15 protein-coding genes are annotated in these 16,343 nt (G+C 69.3%); 2 read left to right on the top strand and 13 right to left on the bottom strand.

Annotation, left to right across the window (positions count from 1 at the left end):
- Positions 1–56: 56 nt before the first annotated feature.
- The 5 genes from fumC to ABTY62_RS30165 all read right to left on the bottom strand — a co-directional run bounded on the left by fumC (position 57) and on the right by ABTY62_RS30165 (position 6,231).
- A complete protein-coding gene (gene fumC, locus ABTY62_RS30185) occupies positions 57–1,517 on the bottom strand; it encodes a class II fumarate hydratase (protein WP_352132581.1) in 1,461 nt (486 codons plus the stop codon).
- The gene (locus ABTY62_RS30180) at positions 1,514–3,187 is read right to left on the bottom strand and encodes an NAD-dependent malic enzyme (protein WP_352132580.1); all 1,674 of its coding nucleotides are present in this window, start codon (positions 3,185–3,187) and stop codon (positions 1,514–1,516) included. The genes fumC and ABTY62_RS30180 overlap by 4 nt, the downstream gene beginning before the upstream one ends.
- A gap of 104 nt (positions 3,188–3,291) precedes the next feature.
- On the bottom strand, positions 3,292–4,317 hold the full coding sequence (locus tag ABTY62_RS30175) for an alpha/beta fold hydrolase (protein WP_352132579.1): 1,026 nt from the start codon (positions 4,315–4,317) through the stop codon (positions 3,292–3,294).
- Positions 4,223–5,644 carry an MFS transporter gene (locus ABTY62_RS30170; protein ID WP_352132578.1) on the bottom strand — a complete coding sequence of 474 codons (1,422 nt, stop codon included), beginning with the start codon at positions 5,642–5,644 and terminating at the stop codon, positions 4,223–4,225. Before ABTY62_RS30170 ends, ABTY62_RS30175 begins: the two co-directional genes overlap by 95 nt.
- Positions 5,641–6,231 (bottom strand): helix-turn-helix domain-containing protein, encoded by a 591-nt coding sequence (locus tag ABTY62_RS30165; RefSeq protein ID WP_352132577.1) that lies wholly within the window; start codon positions 6,229–6,231, stop codon positions 5,641–5,643. The genes ABTY62_RS30170 and ABTY62_RS30165 overlap by 4 nt, the downstream gene beginning before the upstream one ends.
- On the opposite strand from ABTY62_RS30165, the gene ABTY62_RS30160 reads away from it, so the two are divergent.
- Positions 6,230–6,748: a GNAT family N-acetyltransferase gene (locus tag ABTY62_RS30160; protein WP_352132576.1), complete on the top strand. Its 519-nt coding sequence runs from the start codon at positions 6,230–6,232 to the stop codon at positions 6,746–6,748. The genes ABTY62_RS30165 and ABTY62_RS30160 overlap by 2 nt on opposite strands.
- Positions 6,749–6,790: 42 nt before the next feature.
- On the opposite strand, the gene ABTY62_RS30155 is transcribed toward ABTY62_RS30160, so the two are convergent.
- Together ABTY62_RS30155 and ABTY62_RS30150 are read right to left on the bottom strand one after the other, a co-directional pair.
- Positions 6,791–7,525, bottom strand: a complete 735-nt coding sequence (locus ABTY62_RS30155; RefSeq protein WP_352132575.1) for an alpha/beta fold hydrolase — start codon at positions 7,523–7,525, stop codon at positions 6,791–6,793.
- A 131-nt stretch (positions 7,526–7,656) separates the two neighbouring features.
- Positions 7,657–8,571 (bottom strand): NmrA family NAD(P)-binding protein, encoded by a 915-nt coding sequence (locus tag ABTY62_RS30150; RefSeq protein WP_352132574.1) that lies wholly within the window; start codon positions 8,569–8,571, stop codon positions 7,657–7,659.
- A gap of 87 nt (positions 8,572–8,658) precedes the next feature.
- Here ABTY62_RS30150 and ABTY62_RS30145 point away from each other — a divergent pair, with 87 nt between their 5' ends.
- The gene (locus ABTY62_RS30145) at positions 8,659–9,411 is read left to right on the top strand and encodes a TetR/AcrR family transcriptional regulator (protein ID WP_352132573.1); all 753 of its coding nucleotides are present in this window, start codon (positions 8,659–8,661) and stop codon (positions 9,409–9,411) included.
- Positions 9,412–9,429: 18 nt separating this feature from the next.
- Here the strand turns inward: ABTY62_RS30145 and ABTY62_RS30140 are convergent, their stop codons facing one another.
- The 6 genes from ABTY62_RS30140 to ABTY62_RS30115 form a co-directional block, all read right to left on the bottom strand.
- Positions 9,430–9,861, bottom strand: coding sequence for a VOC family protein (locus ABTY62_RS30140; protein ID WP_352132572.1), 432 nt, complete (start codon positions 9,859–9,861; stop codon positions 9,430–9,432).
- 33 nt (positions 9,862–9,894) lie between these two features.
- On the bottom strand, positions 9,895–11,073 hold the full coding sequence (locus tag ABTY62_RS30135) for an argininosuccinate synthase-related protein (RefSeq protein ID WP_352132571.1): 1,179 nt from the start codon (positions 11,071–11,073) through the stop codon (positions 9,895–9,897).
- 20 nt (positions 11,074–11,093) lie between these two features.
- Positions 11,094–12,305 (bottom strand): ATP-grasp domain-containing protein, encoded by a 1,212-nt coding sequence (locus ABTY62_RS30130; RefSeq protein WP_352132570.1) that lies wholly within the window; start codon positions 12,303–12,305, stop codon positions 11,094–11,096.
- A 26-nt stretch (positions 12,306–12,331) separates the two neighbouring features.
- On the bottom strand, positions 12,332–14,077 hold the full coding sequence (locus ABTY62_RS30125) for a non-ribosomal peptide synthetase (RefSeq protein ID WP_352132569.1): 1,746 nt from the start codon (positions 14,075–14,077) through the stop codon (positions 12,332–12,334).
- 119 nt (positions 14,078–14,196) lie between these two features.
- Positions 14,197–15,579 (bottom strand): MATE family efflux transporter, encoded by a 1,383-nt coding sequence (locus ABTY62_RS30120; RefSeq protein WP_352132568.1) that lies wholly within the window; start codon positions 15,577–15,579, stop codon positions 14,197–14,199.
- Positions 15,580–15,589: 10 nt separating this feature from the next.
- Positions 15,590–16,336: a thioesterase II family protein gene (locus ABTY62_RS30115; RefSeq protein ID WP_352132567.1), complete on the bottom strand. Its 747-nt coding sequence runs from the start codon at positions 16,334–16,336 to the stop codon at positions 15,590–15,592.
- Positions 16,337–16,343 lie beyond the last annotated feature (7 nt).

The raw sequence follows: 16,343 nt of genomic DNA, 5'->3' as shown, positions 1-16,343 counted from the left end.
CCTCTCCTCATTCTTGTACGCCGACCGCGTTTTCTCCTGCTCGCTCAGGCGGCGCCTCAGGGCTTCTGGCCGACCATGGTGGCGGGTCTGACGATCTGGTCGAAGTCCTCGGCGCTGATGTAGCCGGAGGCCAGCGCCGCGTCGCGCAGGGTGGTGGCCTCGTCGTCGGCCTTGTGGGCGATCGCCGAGGCCTTGTCGTAGCCGATCACCGGAGAGAGCGCGGTGACCAGCATGAGTGACCGGTCGACATAGCTGTCGATCCGGTCCCGGTTGAGTTCGGCGTCCTCGACGCAGTACTCCCGCATCTTGGTGCAGGCGTCGGCGAGGATCGTGGCCGCGTGCAGGAAGTTGTTGATGATGACCGGGCGCATGGCGTTGAGCTCGAAGTTGCCTTGTGAGCCGGCGAAAGCGATGGCGGAGTCCTCGGACAGCGCCTGGATGCAGACCATGACCATCGCCTCGCACTGGGTCGGATTGACCTTGCCCGGCATGATCGAGGAGCCGGGCTCGTTCGCCGGGAGGTCCAGTTCCGCCAGGCCGCAGCGGGGTCCGGAGGCCAGCCAGCGGATGTCGTTGGCAATCTTCATCAGCGGCACGGCAAGCGCCCTCAGCCCGGCGGAGGCGCCGACCACGGCGTCCAGACCGCCCTGGGCCGCGAACTTGTTCGCGGCCGTGGTGAACGGGAAGCCGGTCGCGGAGGCGATCTCGGCGGCGACCTGCTCGCCGAATCCGGGCGGGGCGTTGAGCCCGGTGCCGACCGCGGTGCCGCCCATGGCCAGCTCGTACAGTCCCTCGGCGGATCCGGTGACCCGGTCGATCGCCTGTTTGAGCTGGTGGGCGTAGCCGGACCACTCCTGCCCCACGGTGAGCGGGACCGCGTCCTCCAGGTGGGTGCGGCCGATCTTCACCACGTCGTGCCACTGCCGGGCTTTGGCCTCGATGGCCCGGTGCAGCGCGCGCACGCTGGGCAGCAGGTGCTCGTGGATCTCCTTGACCGCGGCGATGTGCATGGCGGTGGGGAAGGTGTCATTGGATGACTGCCCCATGTTGACGTGGTCGTTGGGGTGGACGGGGGACTTGCTGCCCAGTTCGCCGCCGACCAGTTGAATGGCGCGGTTGCTGATCACCTCGTTGGTGTTCATGTTGGACTGGGTCCCGGAGCCCGTCTGCCACACATACAGCGGGAAGTGCTGGTCCAGCTCGCCCGCGATGACTTCGTCGGCCACCCGCTGGATCACGCCGCTCTTCCAGGCCGGCAGTCGTCCGGCGCGTCCGTTGACGGCGGCGGCGGCCTTCTTGACGTGGCCGTAGGCGTGGTAGACCGCTGCGGGCATCCGGTCGTCGCCGATGGAGAAGTGGATCAGGGACCGTTGGGTCTGCGCACCCCAGTAGCGATCGGCGGGAACGTCGATGGCACCCATCGAGTCGGTCTCCCGCCGGGTGCCGGTCGCGGCCAGGCCGACGGGGATGTCGAGGATCTTCGGGGCCTTGCCGTCCCCGTCCTGACGGGTGGTCATGAACTCACTCCGTCGGTGTAGACGGGCTGCCACATGGCATCGCGGACGGTTTCCGCGGGGTCGGTCGGCTTGCAGGTGGCCACTCCCTCGTCGAGCGCCGCCTCGACCACGGCGGTCGCGGTGATCGCCGAGGACTCCCGGAGGTTCTCCACGGGTGGCAGCAGTGAGGCGCCCGGCCCGGTCGCGTCGACCTGGTCCGCGACCGCACGTGCCGCCGCGAGCAGCATGCCCGGGGTCACCTGGGACGCTCCGGAGACGATCGTGCCCAGGCCCAGCCCCGGGTAGAGCAGGGCGTTGTTCGCCTGCCCGATGTGGTACGTCACGCCGTCGTACTCCACGGGGGGGACGGGGATGCCGGTGGCCACCAGTGCCTTGCCCCCGGACCAGGCGACGACATCGGCGGGCATGGCCTCGATCCGGGAGGTGGGGTTGGAGATCGGAAGGATGATCGGCCGCTCGGTGCCCTCGGACATGGCCTCGACGACCTCGCGTGTGAACGCCCCGTGCACGGTGGAAGTGCCCAGCAGGATCGTGGGTTTGACCCGGCGCACGGTCTCCAGCAGCGAGATCGCGCCGTCGTCCCTCGCCCAGTCCGCGACCCGGACAGGATCGTGCGCGTAGGGCCGCTGGAAGTCACGCAGGTCGTCCATGTCCCGGGTGAGCAGCCCCTGCTTGTCGATCAGCCACACGTGGGCCGCGGCCGACTCCGGGTCCGCGCCGTCGCGGATCATGGCGTCACGCAGCTGGTCGGCGATGCCCACCCCCGCGGTACCCGCCCCGAAGACGACCAGCTTCTGGTCCCGCATGCGCACACCGCTCACTTCGACGGCCGACAGCACGGCAGCGAGCGTGATGGCGCCCGTGCCCTGCATGTCGTCGTTGAAGATCCGGTAGCGTCCGCCGTACTGCTCCAGGATCCGTCGCGCGTTGCTGGGGCCGAAGTCCTCGAAGTGCAGCAACGCGTTGGGGAACATGGACGACGCGGTCTCCAGGTACTTCTCCACGAACGCGTCGTAGTCGGCGCCGCGGGCGCGAGGGCTCCGGTTGCCCAGGTACAGCGGGTCGTCCAGCAGCGACTTCCGGTCCGTGCCCACATCCAGCGACACGGGTACGGCCCGGCGCGGGTCCACGCCCGCGGCCGCCGTGTACACCGCCAGCTTGCCGACCGAGATCTGGATTCCCCCGACGCCCCAGTCGCCGATGCCCAGGATCTCCTCCGCGTCGGTGCACACGATCAGGTCGACGTCCTCGGGCCCGAGTTCGAGCGTGGCGAAGGCCCTTTCCATGTCGTCCGGATGCTCGATGGACAAGTAGACGCCTCGAGGGCGGCGGTACTCGTGGGAGTAGTTCTCGATGGCCTCGCCCACGGTGGGGTCGTAAACGATGGGCAGCAGCTCCACGAGATGCTCGGCGAGAACCTTGAAGTACAGGGTTTCGTTGCGGTCGTGCAGCTGTTCCAGATAGACGTTCTTGGCCAGGTCGCTGCCCTGGGCATTCAACTGCTGGTAGGCGCGCTGAGCCTGCTGGTCGAGGGTGAGAACTCCGGACGGCAGCCGTCCGGTGAGGCCGAGGGCCTCCCGCTGCCCCCGGGTGAAGCCGACACCGCGGTTACGCAGCGGATCGGCCAGCGCGGCGGGGGTGGCCGGGGTCCGCGGGTGGCTCTCGGTCATGAGATTCTCCTCCGTGCGAATTCCGTCTCATGTCCGGCGCGGGGTATGACTTCAGGCTAACCACCAGCCGCCCGGCCTGCGACTTCAGCCGAAGCGGAACGCGATCAGAATCCATCGACGGTGACGACGGCCTTCGCGAAGGCCCGCGGAGCCTCCTGCGGAACGTTGTGTCCCACCTTGAAGGTCTGGTGCGCGTATTTGCCCGTGAACTTCTTGCGATAGGCCGAGCCATGTCCTGGGGGCGTGAATGGATCGTACGCTCCGTCAATGGTGATCGTCGGCACCTTGATGACCGGGGCCGCAGCGAGACGCTTCTCGATGGCCGCGTACCTGGGTTCCCCCTTGGCCAGGCCGAGCCGCCAGCGGTAATTGTCGATCACGATGCCGACATAATCGGGATTGTCGAAGGCCGCTGCCGTGCGGTCGAAGGTCGCCTTGTCGAACTTCCATGTCGGAGAGTTGAATCTCCATACCAGCTCGGCCAAATCGTGTCGGTACTTCTTGAGGCCCCGCACGCCTCTTTCCGTTGCGAAGTAATACTGGTACCACCATGCCCATTCACTCTTCGGTGGCGTCGGCATCTTGTTGGCTTCGACATTGACGATCAGATACCCGGTGACCGAGATCAGCGCCTTGCAGCGCTCCGGCCAGAGAGCCGCGATGATGTCGGCCGTCCGTGCCCCCCAGTCGTACCCGGCGAGGATGGCCCTCTCGATCTTGAGAGCGTCCATCAGGGCGATGATGTCGAGAGCGAACGCCGATTGCTGGGCGTTCCTGGGTGTTTTACTCGAAAGGAATCGCGTTGTGCCATGGCCGCGCAGATAGGGGACGACAACTCTGTATCCCTGTGCGGCGAGCAGGGGCGTGACCGCAACATAGCTGTGGATGTCGTAGGGCCAACCATGGAGCAGTATGACCGGCCTCCCGTTCACAGGTCCGGCTTCGACGTATCCCACGTTCAGGTCACCGGCATCGATTTGCTTCACCGGACCGAAGGATGTGCCAGTCCCGGAGGTTTCGGACTGCGCTTGCGTGTCACCCGTCATGCCGAATTGGGCCGCCACGGCGGCCGCGGCGGCGGCGCCGAGGAAGTGGCGACGGCTGTGTGTGATTCCCTCGGATGTTTCCATCGGCGAATCTCCTCGTTCGAGCCGACACGGCAGGCCCTGAATGACGTGGCTCAGTGAAAGCGTGGGGATTCGCGTTCGCCCGGCGTCCGGACTCGGGCTTCTCGCCGCCACTCAACATCCGTCGGAGTGACGGCGCAACACTGGCGAGCCGTATGCTGCTCCACCCGAGTGGTTCCGCGCCGGTGCGCCCGAGGGCCGCGGCGAGGAGTAGGGCGGCGAGGGCAGTGAGGGCGGTGCCCTGCCAGCCGAGGGTGTTGAGGAGGGGTGCCGCGAGGGCGGTGCCGATGGCGCCGATGGTGAAGTACAGCACCAGGTAGACGCTGCTGAGGCTGCCGGAGCGCTGGGGGTCGAGGGCGATGATGCGGCTCTGGTTGGCGGCCTGGGCGACGAAGCAGCCGGCGTCGAAGAGGGCGAGCCCGAGCGCGATGGCGGGCGGGGAGTCGAGACCGGTGGCCAGCAGGGCGGCCCCGGCCGCGGCGGCCAGCATGCCGGTGGTGATCACGGTGTGGGGGGTGTACCGGTCGGTGAGGCGTCCGGTGAGCGGGAGTGCGGCGAGGCCGAGGAGTCCGGCCAGGCTGTACAGGCCGATGGCGGTCGGGCCGAGGGAGTGGGGCGGCCGGGCCAGGGCCAGCGCGAGAGCGACCCATACGAGGTTGAAGGCGAAGTACCACAGCCCACCGGTGGCCACCGCGCGGCGCAGCTCCGGATGGTGGCGCAGGAGCGGGGGAAGCGCGGTGAGGGTGGCGCGGTAACCGCGGCGGGCGTGCGGCCGCTGCCGGGGCAGGAGCGTGGCGGCGGCGATCGCGCCGAGCAGGGCGAGAGCGGCGAAGACGAGGAGCATCCGCCGCCACCCGAGGACGGTGGTGAGTGTTCCTCCCGCCAGGCGGCTGAGCAGGATGCCGGCCGACATGCCGGCGGCCACCGTGGCGACGCCGGTTCCACGGCGCCCGGGCGGGGCGTGGCGGCCCGCGATGCTGCCGGCCTGGGCCGCGACGCCGGCGGCCGCGCCGATGAGCAGGTAGGCGGCCAGCAGCACGCCCGCGCCGGGCGCGGCCGCGCCGAGGGCGAGGGCGGCGGCCAGGGCGGTGAGCTGTGCGGTCACCAGGCGGTTGGCGGCGAGGTGGTCGGTGAAGGGAAGCAGGAGGGCGAACCCGGCCATGCTGCCGGCGAGCGCGGCGGTCGGAACGAGGCCGATCACGGAGAGCGGGACGCCCAGGTCGGTGGCGACCTCGGCGAGCGCCGGCTGGATGGCGTAGTTGTTCGCGATCGCCGTTCCGGCTATGGAGGCGAGGAGGAGCGTGCCGCCCCGGGTGAGGGGGCGGGTCACGGTGTCGTGCCACGGGTGAGGACGACGGCGTAGCGGCACTCGGTGTCGGTGGTGTTGGCGAAGACGCGCTCGGTGGGATCGCCGAGTTCGATGGTGTCTCCGGGCTCGAGTTCGTGGACGGTGTCGCCGTCGTGGAAGGTCAGGCGGCCGTCGAGGACCCAGACGACCTGGCGGATGAAGGCGAAGGCGGCGGCCGGATACGGCACCCGGGCCCCGGGGGGCAGGCGGATCTCGGCGATCTCCGCGGGGAAGTGGGGGCCGGTGATCTGGCGGCGGCGGTAGCCGGTGGCGGGGTCGGACCACTCGGCCGCGTCGGTCTGTCGGCGCACTCCCGCGGTTGTGTCCGTGTCGTCCGGGGCCCCTTCGGCGAGGGCGAGCAGGGAGGCGACACTGAGCTGGAAGGCGGCGGACAGTTTGCCGAGGACGACGGCGGTGGGGCTGCTCTCGCCGCGCTCGATCCGGTTGATCATGGCGCGGGAGACCCCGGAGGCATCCGCGAGCTGGGCCAGGGTCCACCTGCGGCGTTCGCGTTCGGTGCGGACACGGGCCGCGATCTGCCCCACCAGAGGATCTACTATGTTGGACATGAATCTAATATACGAGAGAAACCGGGCCGTGGCGGTGCGCCCGGCCCGCCCCGACGACGCGGAGGCCATACGCGCGATCCGCAACCACGCGATCGCGCACTCCACGGCCCTGTGGACGCAGACCCCGCAGTCCCCTGCCGAGGGGGCCGCCTGGCTGGCCGCGCACCTGGAGCGCGGATCGGCGTTCGTGGCCGAGGTGGAGGGCGAGCCGGCCGGGTTCGCGGTCTACGGCCCGTGGCGGAACCTGGACGGATACCGGCACACGGTGGAGGACTCCGTCTACGTCCGCGAGGGCCGGCACGGCCTCGGCATCGGCTCGGCACTGCTGGCCACCCTCATCACCTCGGCGCGCGAGGCCGGCCACCATGTCGTGATCGCCGATATCGAGGCCGAGAACGCCCCCTCCATCCGGCTGCATGAACGGTTCGGGTTTCACCACGTCGGGACGGTGCCGGAGGTCGGCACCAAGTTCGGCCGATGGCTCGACCTGACGATCATGCGGCTGCCCCTGACCTGAGCCGCCGCGTCGGCCGGCCCTGCGGAACCCTGCGACGCGAGGTCAGGAGACGGCGGTGTCGAGGACGTCGGCGAGTTCCGTGGGCGCCGACAGCATCGGCCAGTGGCCGGTCGGCAGGTCGAAGCGCCGCCACGGCGGCATGCTCAGTGAGGCCAGCATCGGCACCCCGGCATCCAGCAGGCCCATGAAGTCATGGCAGGCGACCAGGACTCGGTCCGCGCCGGGAACAGGCTCGGCCGGGCCGGCGAGGCGCTGAGTGTAGGTGCCGAATGGCTGAGGGGTGGCACGCGCGCGCAGAACGTCCCGCTCGGCCTCGTCGAGCCCGTCGAGGCTGCTGGACGAGGCCAGGACCTCGAAGGGCGGCATCGGCAGCCGCCACCCGTCACCGGAAGCGGCGACCTGGTGGCGCAGTTGGTCCGCCGCCTGCGGTGGCATGAGGTCGAGCATGCACATGCCCGCGGTGAACGGGGCGCTGTCCACGTAGACCACGCGCTCCAGCCGGTTGCCGAGACGTCCGGCCGCCCCGGTCACCGGGGCAGCCGCATAGCTGTGGGCGACCAGCGTGACATCGCGCAGACCGTGGCGCTCGACGAACCCGGTGATGTCCGCGATGTGCGTGTCCAGGTCCGTCTGGGGTCCGCCCCGGTCCGCGTGCTCGCCCAGGCCCGTCAGCGTCAACGGCAGCGCCGTGTGACCGCGCTCCCGCAGAGCGCGGGCGGTGTCGTCCCAGGCCCAGGCCCCGAGCCAGGCGCCGGGAACGAGTACGAAGGTGGCCATGTGATCTCCCTGAAGTGAGGTGCCGCGGGGAGCGTAGAGCCGATACAGGACAGATCCCGTCCGGAAATGTCCAGTGACGGCTGGACGGCATGGCACACGTACTCGCCGCGCCACCTGAACCAGCGCGGAGATCAGGAGGTGGCGAACCGCCTGCGGATGGCGGCGGCGCCGGATGCGGTGAGCCAGTCGCCGAGCGTGCGCAGGCCGGGGTGGATGACGCGCAGTGCCTCGATGTCGGCGTGCCAGCGGTCACCGGCCTGCCAGCGCTTTTTGGTCTCGGCGATCTCCGGGCTGAGCGCGGCGGCCTCGCTGTCGGTGAGCTGCTCGTACCGGATCGGAAGGCCCGTGGCCTCGGTGATCGTGGCGGCGGCCGCCACCGGGGTCGGCTCGTCGCCGGCCAGTTCCAGGGTTCGTCCGGCGAACCGGGCCGGGTCGGCGAACGCGAGGGCGGCGAACTCCGCGATGTCCTCCAGCGCGATGATCTGCATGGGCTCGTGCGGAGGGAAGATATGCCGGTGTACGCCGTGGGAAATCCCGTCGATGCCGGTCACCCCGACGCCGAGATAGTTGGTCATGAACCGGACCGGGCGCAGCACGGTGGGCAGCGCGATGTGGTCGCGCAGATACTCCTCGATCAACACTTTCCCCTCCGAGCCCCGTGATGCGGCCGCTGCCGAGGCGACGGTGCTGAACACGACCTGCTCGATCCCCGCCGCGGCCGCGGCGTCGATCAGCACCCGGCCGCGGGCCACTTCGAGAGCTGTTTCGGGTCCGGTCGGCCCGAAGGCCACGGGCGGGATGCCGAACACGGCGGCGGCGCCGTCGAGCGCGGACGGCAGGCTCGCCGGATCGTCGAAGTCGCCGCGCACGAGTTGGGCGCCCGCGGCGGCCAGCTCGGCAGCGGCGGGCGCGGTCAGGTCGCGCACCAGGGCTCGCACCGGCCAGCCTCCGGCAAGCAGCCGCCGGGCGGTGGCGCCGCCCTGCTTGCCGGTGGCGCCGGTGACGAGGATCGGGGAGTCGGGGTTGGCGGGTGTCGCGGTGGTCATGGTGCCCTCTCCGGGGTTGATGGAGGATCCTGGACGTGATCCGGGATGCTCCACCCGCTTCAAGGCCTCGGGCAAGGATTTCGTGACATGACAGCAGCACCAGATGCGGCACCCGCCGGGCGCGCCGATGCCCGCCGCAACCGCGAGATCGTACTGAGCACGGCGATGCGCGTCTTCGCCGAGGAGGGGTTGGAGGTGTCACTCGGCCGGATCGCGCAGCGCGCCGGGGTCGGCGCCGGGACGGTCTACCGGCACTTCCCGACCAAAGAGATCCTCGTCGAGGCGGTGCTCGCCGAACACATCGAGCGGTTGGTGGCCGCCGCCGAGCGGTGGGCCGCCCGCACCGCGCCTGGCGACGCGTTGTTCGGGTTCCTGCTCGAAGTGGCCGAGAGGTCGATGGACCGCCAGCGCTTCTGCGAGGTGCTCAACGCCGACCAGGGCTGGCCGCGCGCCATGCTGAACGCCGCGGCGCAGCGGTTCCGCGAGGCGCTGGAGCGCTTGCTGCGCGACGCGAAGCTGGCCGGTGCGATACGCGCCGACATACGGGCCGACGATCTGTCCGCGCTGGCCTTCGGCGGTGTCGCACTGCGCTCGGCACATCGGGACCCGGCACGCGGCACATGGCTGGTGCGGCTGCTGCTGAACGGATTGCGCACGCAGGCCGTCACGAAAGCCGAAGCGTTCCGTGACACGTCTCCCCTGCCGCGTCACGAAAACACCGCCCTGAGGTACTGCGTGGAATGCGGCGCACGGCTGCGTGTCCGCGCCACCGGGCGGCCACCCCGCTACTGCGGTCCGACCTGCCGCCAGCGCGCCCGCCGACGCCGTCTCGTCGACTAGGCGCATCAGTGGAGGTGCCTAGCCGGGGTAGACGGTGTCGTTTTCCACGAAGCACAGCGGGTTGTCCCAGGGGTCCTGGACGTAGAACGATCGTTCGCCCCACGGGCGGACGGCGATCGCGCCCGCCGGGGCATCGTGGACCAGTTCCGTGGACAGGCAGTCCAGCGCCTCGGCTCGTCCGAAGACGACATCGAGGTCCGTGACGGTGAAGTACAGGGCCTTCGCCGCCGGATGCGGCGGCGCTGCCAGGGCGGACACGTCCTGGATGGAGAGGGTGACCGGTCCGCACTGGAAGTAGCAGCGCGCCCCGGGCTGTCTGCTCCCCTCCAGGCCCAGCAGCCTGCCGTAGAAGGCGACGGCCTCTTCGAGATCACCGACTTCCACGGTGAGCCTGAACAACTGCGGAACATCGGCGGCGGGGTCCGCCGGTCCGGTGGTCGAGGTTGTCATGGCGGATGTTCTCCTTGGTCGGCCCGGATTGACCTAAGTTTCGGATCGCTCACACGAAACCGAAGCCTTCTCCCAGTCCTCGCGGTTTCGCAGATACAGCGGCCGCTTCGCGATGATGGCGTCCGTTTCCACGCGGGCGCCGTTCAGCCGCCACCGAATGGTTCCGGTCACCTCCACCGCGCAGGTGTCGATGAACGACTGGGCGCTGCGCCGCAATTCACCGTACCAACGGCCTTCTATGGCCTCGCGCACCCACAGCTGTTCGATATGCATCTTCTCGCGGATCGTCTCGGCTCGCAGAACAGCGCTCTCCAGATGCCGATACGAGCGCAGCAGCAGCCATGCCGCCGGCATCTCGCGGATCTCCAGGACCTTCACTCCGCTGTCGAGGTGTTCAAGGCCGGTGTAGCGCCCCAGGCCATGGGCTCCCACACGCAGGTTCAGCGCCGCGATCAGCTCCGCCAGCGGAAGGGGGTTTCCGTCGACGGAGACCGGGACGCCGCCGGCGAAGCCGATCTCCAGGCGCTCCCGCACATCGGTGTCGCCGGGTCTGCTCCACTGGTAGAGGTCCTCGGGCACCTCGTAGTCCTCGGGGTCGTCCAGGAATCCCGACTCGAATTCGCGGCACCAAAGGTTCGAGTCGCCGCTGACCACGCGCTCGCCCATGTGTGCCAGTCCGACATCCTTGAGCTCTCGGATCTTCTGTTCCCGGTCCACCGGGTCCAGGTCGTAGGGGCTGCCGTACCGTCCGGGGAAGCCGAGCAATTCGAAAGCGCCGTTGAGGCGGCGCAGCGTGTTCTGCGACCGGTTGGCGGTGTGCAGTATCGTCCGGGCACCCAGCTCCTCGGCCAGGCCCATGGCCAGCCTGGCGATCAGCGGCCTGCTCAACGAGGAGCTGATGGGGTGAGTGTCGAGATAGACCGCCTGGGCGGCTATAGCGGGCCGAATGAATTCATCAACAAATTCCTGTCTGCCGTCCATGACGTGCAGCCGGACTCCCAACCGGTCCGCGATCTCCTGCTTGGCCTCGTGTGATTCTCCTTCACCGAGCTCGACGGTGACCGCGTGGACATGCGTCGCGCCCATCGCGACCAGGCGGTTCAGTAAGTATGTGCTGTCCAGGCCGCCGCTGAACAACGTCACCACCGGCAGGGCCGGATCGGCACCCTCCGGGAATATTCCCGAGAACGATCTCACGACCTTGCCGCGCATCGGCTGAAGCTCTCCACCCGTCACTTGTATGCCACCTGCACCGTGTTATCCATTGTCGTCAGCAATCGGGCCAGATCATCATGGGTGCGCGTCGCTCCGTAGCACACATAGGTGTGTGCCAGCCTCCCCTGTCTCCAGTCGATGCGCGCCCCGGGTTCCTGCTGGACCATCACGCGTGAGATCTCCGGCATGGCCTGGAGATCGTCCGCTCCGCGCAGGCTCAGCAGCTGTGTCGCCTCCACCGGCGGCGCCTTCGCGAAGACGAAGGAGACCTGGTTCGGTTCCCACGCGTCGATGCCGGTCGGCGCGTCTTCGTCGCCCAGGGCCAGGCGAGCGGCGATCTCCACGGCGTTCAGCTCACCGGTGCGCGTCAGCAGATCGTTGACGAGGCCTCCGAGCCGCCCGTTGACCTCGATCACCTGGGGCCCCTGAGGAGAGAGCTTTATTTCCGTGTGGCACACTCCGACGCTCACGCCCAGGCCCTGGAGGGCGAGCGTCGCGATGTCCAGCACCGCTTTCCGATCCCGCTCCGCGAGTGCCGCGGGAAGGAAGGATCCGGATTCCCGGAAGGGCTTGGCCAGGGGGAATTTCCCTATCACCGCCATGTGTTCGATCCGCCCGCCCTGGATCGCGGATTCCACCGATACATAGTCTCCCCACGGCCCGCTTCCGCGGTCGCCGGGGATCTCCCGCTCCAGAACGAAGTCCTCGTGCGTGGCCCCTTCCCCCTGCGGAAAGATCTCCGCGCAGGCGTCTCGTAATTCCTCCGGGTCGCGAATCCGGTAGGTGCTGCGGCTGCCCGTGCCCACGTTCGGCTTCAGTACCGCCGGGCCGCCGATTTCCGCAAAGGCGCGCAGAGCCGATGCCCGGTCAGTGACCAATCGCGTCGGAATCGCGGAGGCTCCGCACGCATTGAGCAGTTCACGCTGGAGGTGTTTCCGCGTGAGGGCCCGTACGACGTCGAGGGAGTGGAAGGGCAGCCCCAGCTCCGCGGCCAGCACAGCCGTCGTCTCAAGCTGGTAGTCGTTGTAGGTCACGATGGCGTCCGGGGCGCATGCTCTCAGCCGGGCGACCGCTTCGCCCAGGTCCAGCCCCGCGATATCGCACAGGACGCCGAACTCGTCCATGAGCTCCCTCGGCTGTTCCAGGTTCTGCGATTCCGGGCACACGAACACCGGAATCGCGAATCCCTCGAAGGCCGCGGCGACATCGAGCACACTCGCGGCGCCCATGTCGTGGACGACTGCGACGCGTCGCATCACGCCCCCTGGCCGGTATCGTCGGCGCGCGCCGCGTCGATGCGTCCGGCCAGGTCGCTCAGGACCGGGTGGTTGATGATCTCGCGGAAGCCGATCGAGATCCCCAGATCCCGCTGGACGCGCTGGCGGGTCCGGTAGGCGAGCAAGGAGTTCCCTCCCACGCCGAAGAAGTCGTCCTGCGCGCCGACCTCTTCGACCCCCAGCAACTCCTGCCACAGATCGGCGAGATAGCGCTGGGTCCCCTCGGCCGGAGGGCTCATGTCCGTACGCCGGTGCAGGTCTTCGGTGAGCAGCCGCTCCAGTACGGCCACGTCCCGCTTGCCGTTCTCGTTGGCAGGGAGCATCGGCAGCACCAGGACGCGGCTGGGCACCATGAAGTCCGGCAGTTCCCGCTCCGCGTACCGGGTGAGCTCCTGCGGCGTGACCCCGTCCTCGGCCGCCGCGAAGGCGACCAGGCTCAGATCCAGGCCGGTGCCGATGACGACGACCACGGCCTCCTTGACGGCGGGATGGTTCGACAGCGTGCGCTCCACATCGGCGGGTTCCACCCGGTAGCCGCGGATCTTCACCTGGTCGTCCTCGCGTCCGATGTACTCGAACACTCCGTCCGGCCGTTCGCGCACCAGGTCCCCGGTCGCGTACATCCGGCTGCCGTCGGCCGCGAACGGGTCCAGGTGATAGCGCTGCTCGGTCAGTTCCGGCTGGTCGATGTAGCCGCGCGAGACGCCGGGGCCGCCGACGTACAGCTCCCCCGCCTCTCCGGTCGGCACCGGGCGTCGGGCGGAGTCGAGCACATAGAGGTCGAAGCCCTCCAGCGCGCGCCCGATCGGCACCGAGTCCTCGTCGGGACCGACCGTCTCCACATGGTGGACGCTGCACCCGGTGGTGGTCTCGGCCGGTCCGTAGAGATTCCACAGCGACCCCCGGAAGCCCCCGCCCAGCACATCGCGGCAGGCGGAGGCGTGCATGACGCCACCGCCGACCTGGAGCACACGCAGCGAGGAGAAGGTCTCGGGGGTCTCGCGCCCCACATGGTTGAACGCCATCGTCGGGGCGATCATGACGCTGATGCCGCGGCTCTCCAGCTCCTGCCGCACATCGGAGGCGAGCAGCTCCGGCATGGAGGGCATCACGGTGATCTGCGCCCCGTAGGCGAAGCTGCACCAGGTCTCGAAGTGGAAGGCGTCGAAGGAGACGCTGGCTATCTGGCTGGTCCGGTCGGTGGGCAGGAGCTCCGGCATGACGGGGTTGCGCGCGAAGGCCAGCAGGTTCCCGTGTTCGAGTATGAAGGCCTTCGGTATCCCGGTGGATCCCGAGGTGAACAGCACACAGGCGGCGTTGTCGGGCGCGGGCCGCGCGCCGGGTGGCCGGGAGGGGCTGCCCGGCTCGCTGTTCCACTCGATGACGTCGGCGCCGAGGTGTGCCAGGCGGCCGGCCCAGCCGGGGGCGGTGACGACCGCCTTCGCGCCGGACCGCTCGATCATCAGGTCGCGGCGCTTGTCGGGGTATCGGATGTCCACCGCCACATAGGCGGCACGGGCCTTGAGAATGCCCAGGAGCGCGACGAACAGCTCCGCCGACCGGGGGCGGTACACCGCCACACGGTCCTCGTTCGTCACCCCGCGTTCGCTGAGATAGGCGGCGAGGGCGTCGGACCGCTCGCTCAACTCGCGGTAGGTGAGGGTCTGTTCGTCGTCGCTGACCGCGGGCCGATCGGGGTGGCGTGCTGCCGTTGCCTCGAACATGTCGACGAGGCTGCGTGGCGGTTCAAGGGCATGGGCGATGTCGGGCACTGGGTTCTCCCGGGTTCGTGACGTGACGGATGACGTGACGGGTGACGGGACGGATACGGCGCGGTGTCCGGTCAGGCGTTCACCGGTTCCGGCTCCACCGCGCGCAGCCTGCCGCTGCGCTGATGGAAGAAGAACGCCTGGCCCACGACGAGCAGGGCGTTGGCGCAGGCCAGCGTGGCCCAGAGCGCGTGGATTCCGCCCGCGGTGGCAACGGGTACGGCGGCCAGGGCCAGCACTCCGTAGCACGCCGCGAAGGTGACCAGGCTCGGCACCGTCCGCTTGATCGCGATGAGGCCGAACCCGAAGACCGCTTGAAAAGCGTCGGTCACCACCACGAGGAGCACCAACGGAAGCATCGCCAGCACGTCGTCCTGGAGGCCGGCGTTCTTGGTGAACAGGGAGGTCACGGGGTCCCGCAGCACCACGAGGAGGGTGCCGAGGGCGAACACCGCGCAGAACGTCACCCAGATGCCCGCGAGCACGCCACGCCGCACCTCGGGCACATCACCGGTCTTGACGTACTTCGCCGCCAGGGGAACCGTCGCCTGCCCCACCGCGACGGCGGCGGTGAACATCAGGTTGACCAGCGACACCGAGATGCTGTGGACCGCCGCGTCGTCGCTGCCGATCCGGGCCACGGCGATGGACAGGACGCCCAGCACCGCGAACTTGATGAGCACGGTCGCCGCGAGCGGGATGCCCACCCCGGCGAGCCTGATCACCTCGCGCAGGTGCGGCCGTCCGATGCGCAGTGGCCGGCCGGCCAGCACCGTGGACCGGCGCAGGGCGATATGCGCCAGTGTGGCGTTGGTCAGGCTGGATGCCACCATCGCGATGCCGGCGCCCGGCAGGCCCAGGCCGTCGAACGACCCGATGCCGCCGACCAGGATCAGGGACAGCACGACGGCGGCGGCGGTGCCGGTCAGGCCGGCCCGCATCACCAGCTTCCCCTGCCCCAGACCGACCAGTGTCGAGGTGGCCGTGGCACCGATGGAGGTGACCAGCGCGCTGCAGGCGAGGATGTAGGGGAAGCCGCCCAGCGCGTCGAGCGTGGAGTCGGGCACACCGCTGAGCCTGCTGATCAAGGGCACCGAGGCCACGGCGAGGGCTCCGAGCAGCCCCACGCAGATCCCCAGCCACATGCCGTTGCGCACGACGGGCAACAGGCCGTCCGGATCGTCGTCCTTGGCGGCCACGAACGGCATCACCCCGCGCATGGCGCCGGAGATGGCGGCGACGGCGGGGCTGAAGACCGCCACGGTCACCGCGAACGCCGCGAGCGAGGTCGCCCCCTGCCGCCCGAGCAACGCGGTGTCCACCAGAGAGCCGGCGGATGACGCGATCATCGTCAGATAGAGCGGAAGGGCGGCGCCCGCGATCTTCCTCGCCTTGCCGCCGCCTTCGCCGTTACCGGCGCCGTTGCCGTCGCGTGGAGCGGTTTTTCCCTCAGTCACAGCTGCTCACTCATGCCTTTCTTCCCGCCGGGTCACGATCTCCGGTGAGTGCCGTATCGATGTCCATTGCCATGCGCCGAGCGATACTTCCGGTCCGCTCGTACAGATAGAAGTGGCCGCCCGGCCAGGAGTGGAAGTCCACCCGCGCGGTGGTCTGCGCGCGCCAGCCTTCGAGCATGTCGTGTGTCGTCAGCGGATCCTGTTCGCCCGCGTACACGGACAGCGGAATTCCCAGAGGGGGGCCGTCCGCGTATGCGTACGTGTCCACGATGGCCAGGTCGCCGCGCAGGACCTCCACCATGTACTCGACGACGTCAGGGCTCTCCAGCAACTCCTCCGGAGTGCCGCCCAGCCGTCGCATGAAGGCGACCAGCCGCTCTGGTGACCACAGATCACGGCGCTCGGTGAAGCAGTCGCTCACCAGCCGCGGGGCGGGGATTCCCGAGACGCCGAGCCAGACCGGCGGTGTGCCGGATCGCTCCAGTTCGCGGGCCAGTTCATAGGCGACGAGACCGCCCATGCTGTGCCCGAAGACGGCATAGGGCCGGATCTTCTCGTCCAGGAAGGCGGGCGCCAGCGCCTGAACCGCCGCGGCCGCGCTCCGGCACGGCGGGTCGCCGGCGCTCAGCCCCCGGCCGGGGAGTTCAACGGCGCACAGCCGCCACGACGGTGGAAAGAACTGGGCGAAATCGGCGAAACCGGCCGAGGAGCCCCCCGCGTGATGAATGAGGAAGCACGTGACGTCCGGCCGCGACACCCGGACC

The organism is Streptomyces sp. NPDC097640 (assembly GCF_040302705.1).
Taxonomy (GTDB): Bacteria; Actinomycetota; Actinomycetes; order Streptomycetales; family Streptomycetaceae; genus Streptomyces.
The sequence above is the reverse complement of the archived record's forward strand: the minus strand, read 5'-3'. Positions and strand labels throughout refer to the sequence as shown.

What these genes read in the sequence shown, in the direction of transcription:
- fumC (WP_352132581.1), bottom strand. Translation starts at nt 1,517, where the DNA reads ATGACCACCCGTCAGGACGGGGACGGCAAGGCCCCGAAGATCCTCGAC.
- ABTY62_RS30180 (WP_352132580.1), bottom strand. Translation starts at nt 3,187, where the DNA reads ATGACCGAGAGCCACCCGCGGACCCCGGCCACCCCCGCCGCGCTGGCC.
- ABTY62_RS30175 (WP_352132579.1), bottom strand. Translation starts at nt 4,317, where the DNA reads ATGGAAACATCCGAGGGAATCACACACAGCCGTCGCCACTTCCTCGGC.
- ABTY62_RS30160 (WP_352132576.1), top strand. Translation starts at nt 6,230, where the DNA reads ATGAATCTAATATACGAGAGAAACCGGGCCGTGGCGGTGCGCCCGGCC.
- ABTY62_RS30165 (WP_352132577.1), bottom strand. Translation starts at nt 6,231, where the DNA reads ATGTCCAACATAGTAGATCCTCTGGTGGGGCAGATCGCGGCCCGTGTC.
- ABTY62_RS30155 (WP_352132575.1), bottom strand. Translation starts at nt 7,525, where the DNA reads ATGGCCACCTTCGTACTCGTTCCCGGCGCCTGGCTCGGGGCCTGGGCC.
- ABTY62_RS30150 (WP_352132574.1), bottom strand. Translation starts at nt 8,571, where the DNA reads ATGACCACCGCGACACCCGCCAACCCCGACTCCCCGATCCTCGTCACC.
- ABTY62_RS30145 (WP_352132573.1), top strand. Translation starts at nt 8,659, where the DNA reads ATGACAGCAGCACCAGATGCGGCACCCGCCGGGCGCGCCGATGCCCGC.
- ABTY62_RS30140 (WP_352132572.1), bottom strand. Translation starts at nt 9,861, where the DNA reads ATGACAACCTCGACCACCGGACCGGCGGACCCCGCCGCCGATGTTCCG.
- ABTY62_RS30135 (WP_352132571.1), bottom strand. Translation starts at nt 11,073, where the DNA reads ATGCGCGGCAAGGTCGTGAGATCGTTCTCGGGAATATTCCCGGAGGGT.
- ABTY62_RS30130 (WP_352132570.1), bottom strand. Translation starts at nt 12,305, where the DNA reads ATGGGCGCCGCGAGTGTGCTCGATGTCGCCGCGGCCTTCGAGGGATTC.
- ABTY62_RS30125 (WP_352132569.1), bottom strand. Translation starts at nt 14,077, where the DNA reads ATGTTCGAGGCAACGGCAGCACGCCACCCCGATCGGCCCGCGGTCAGC.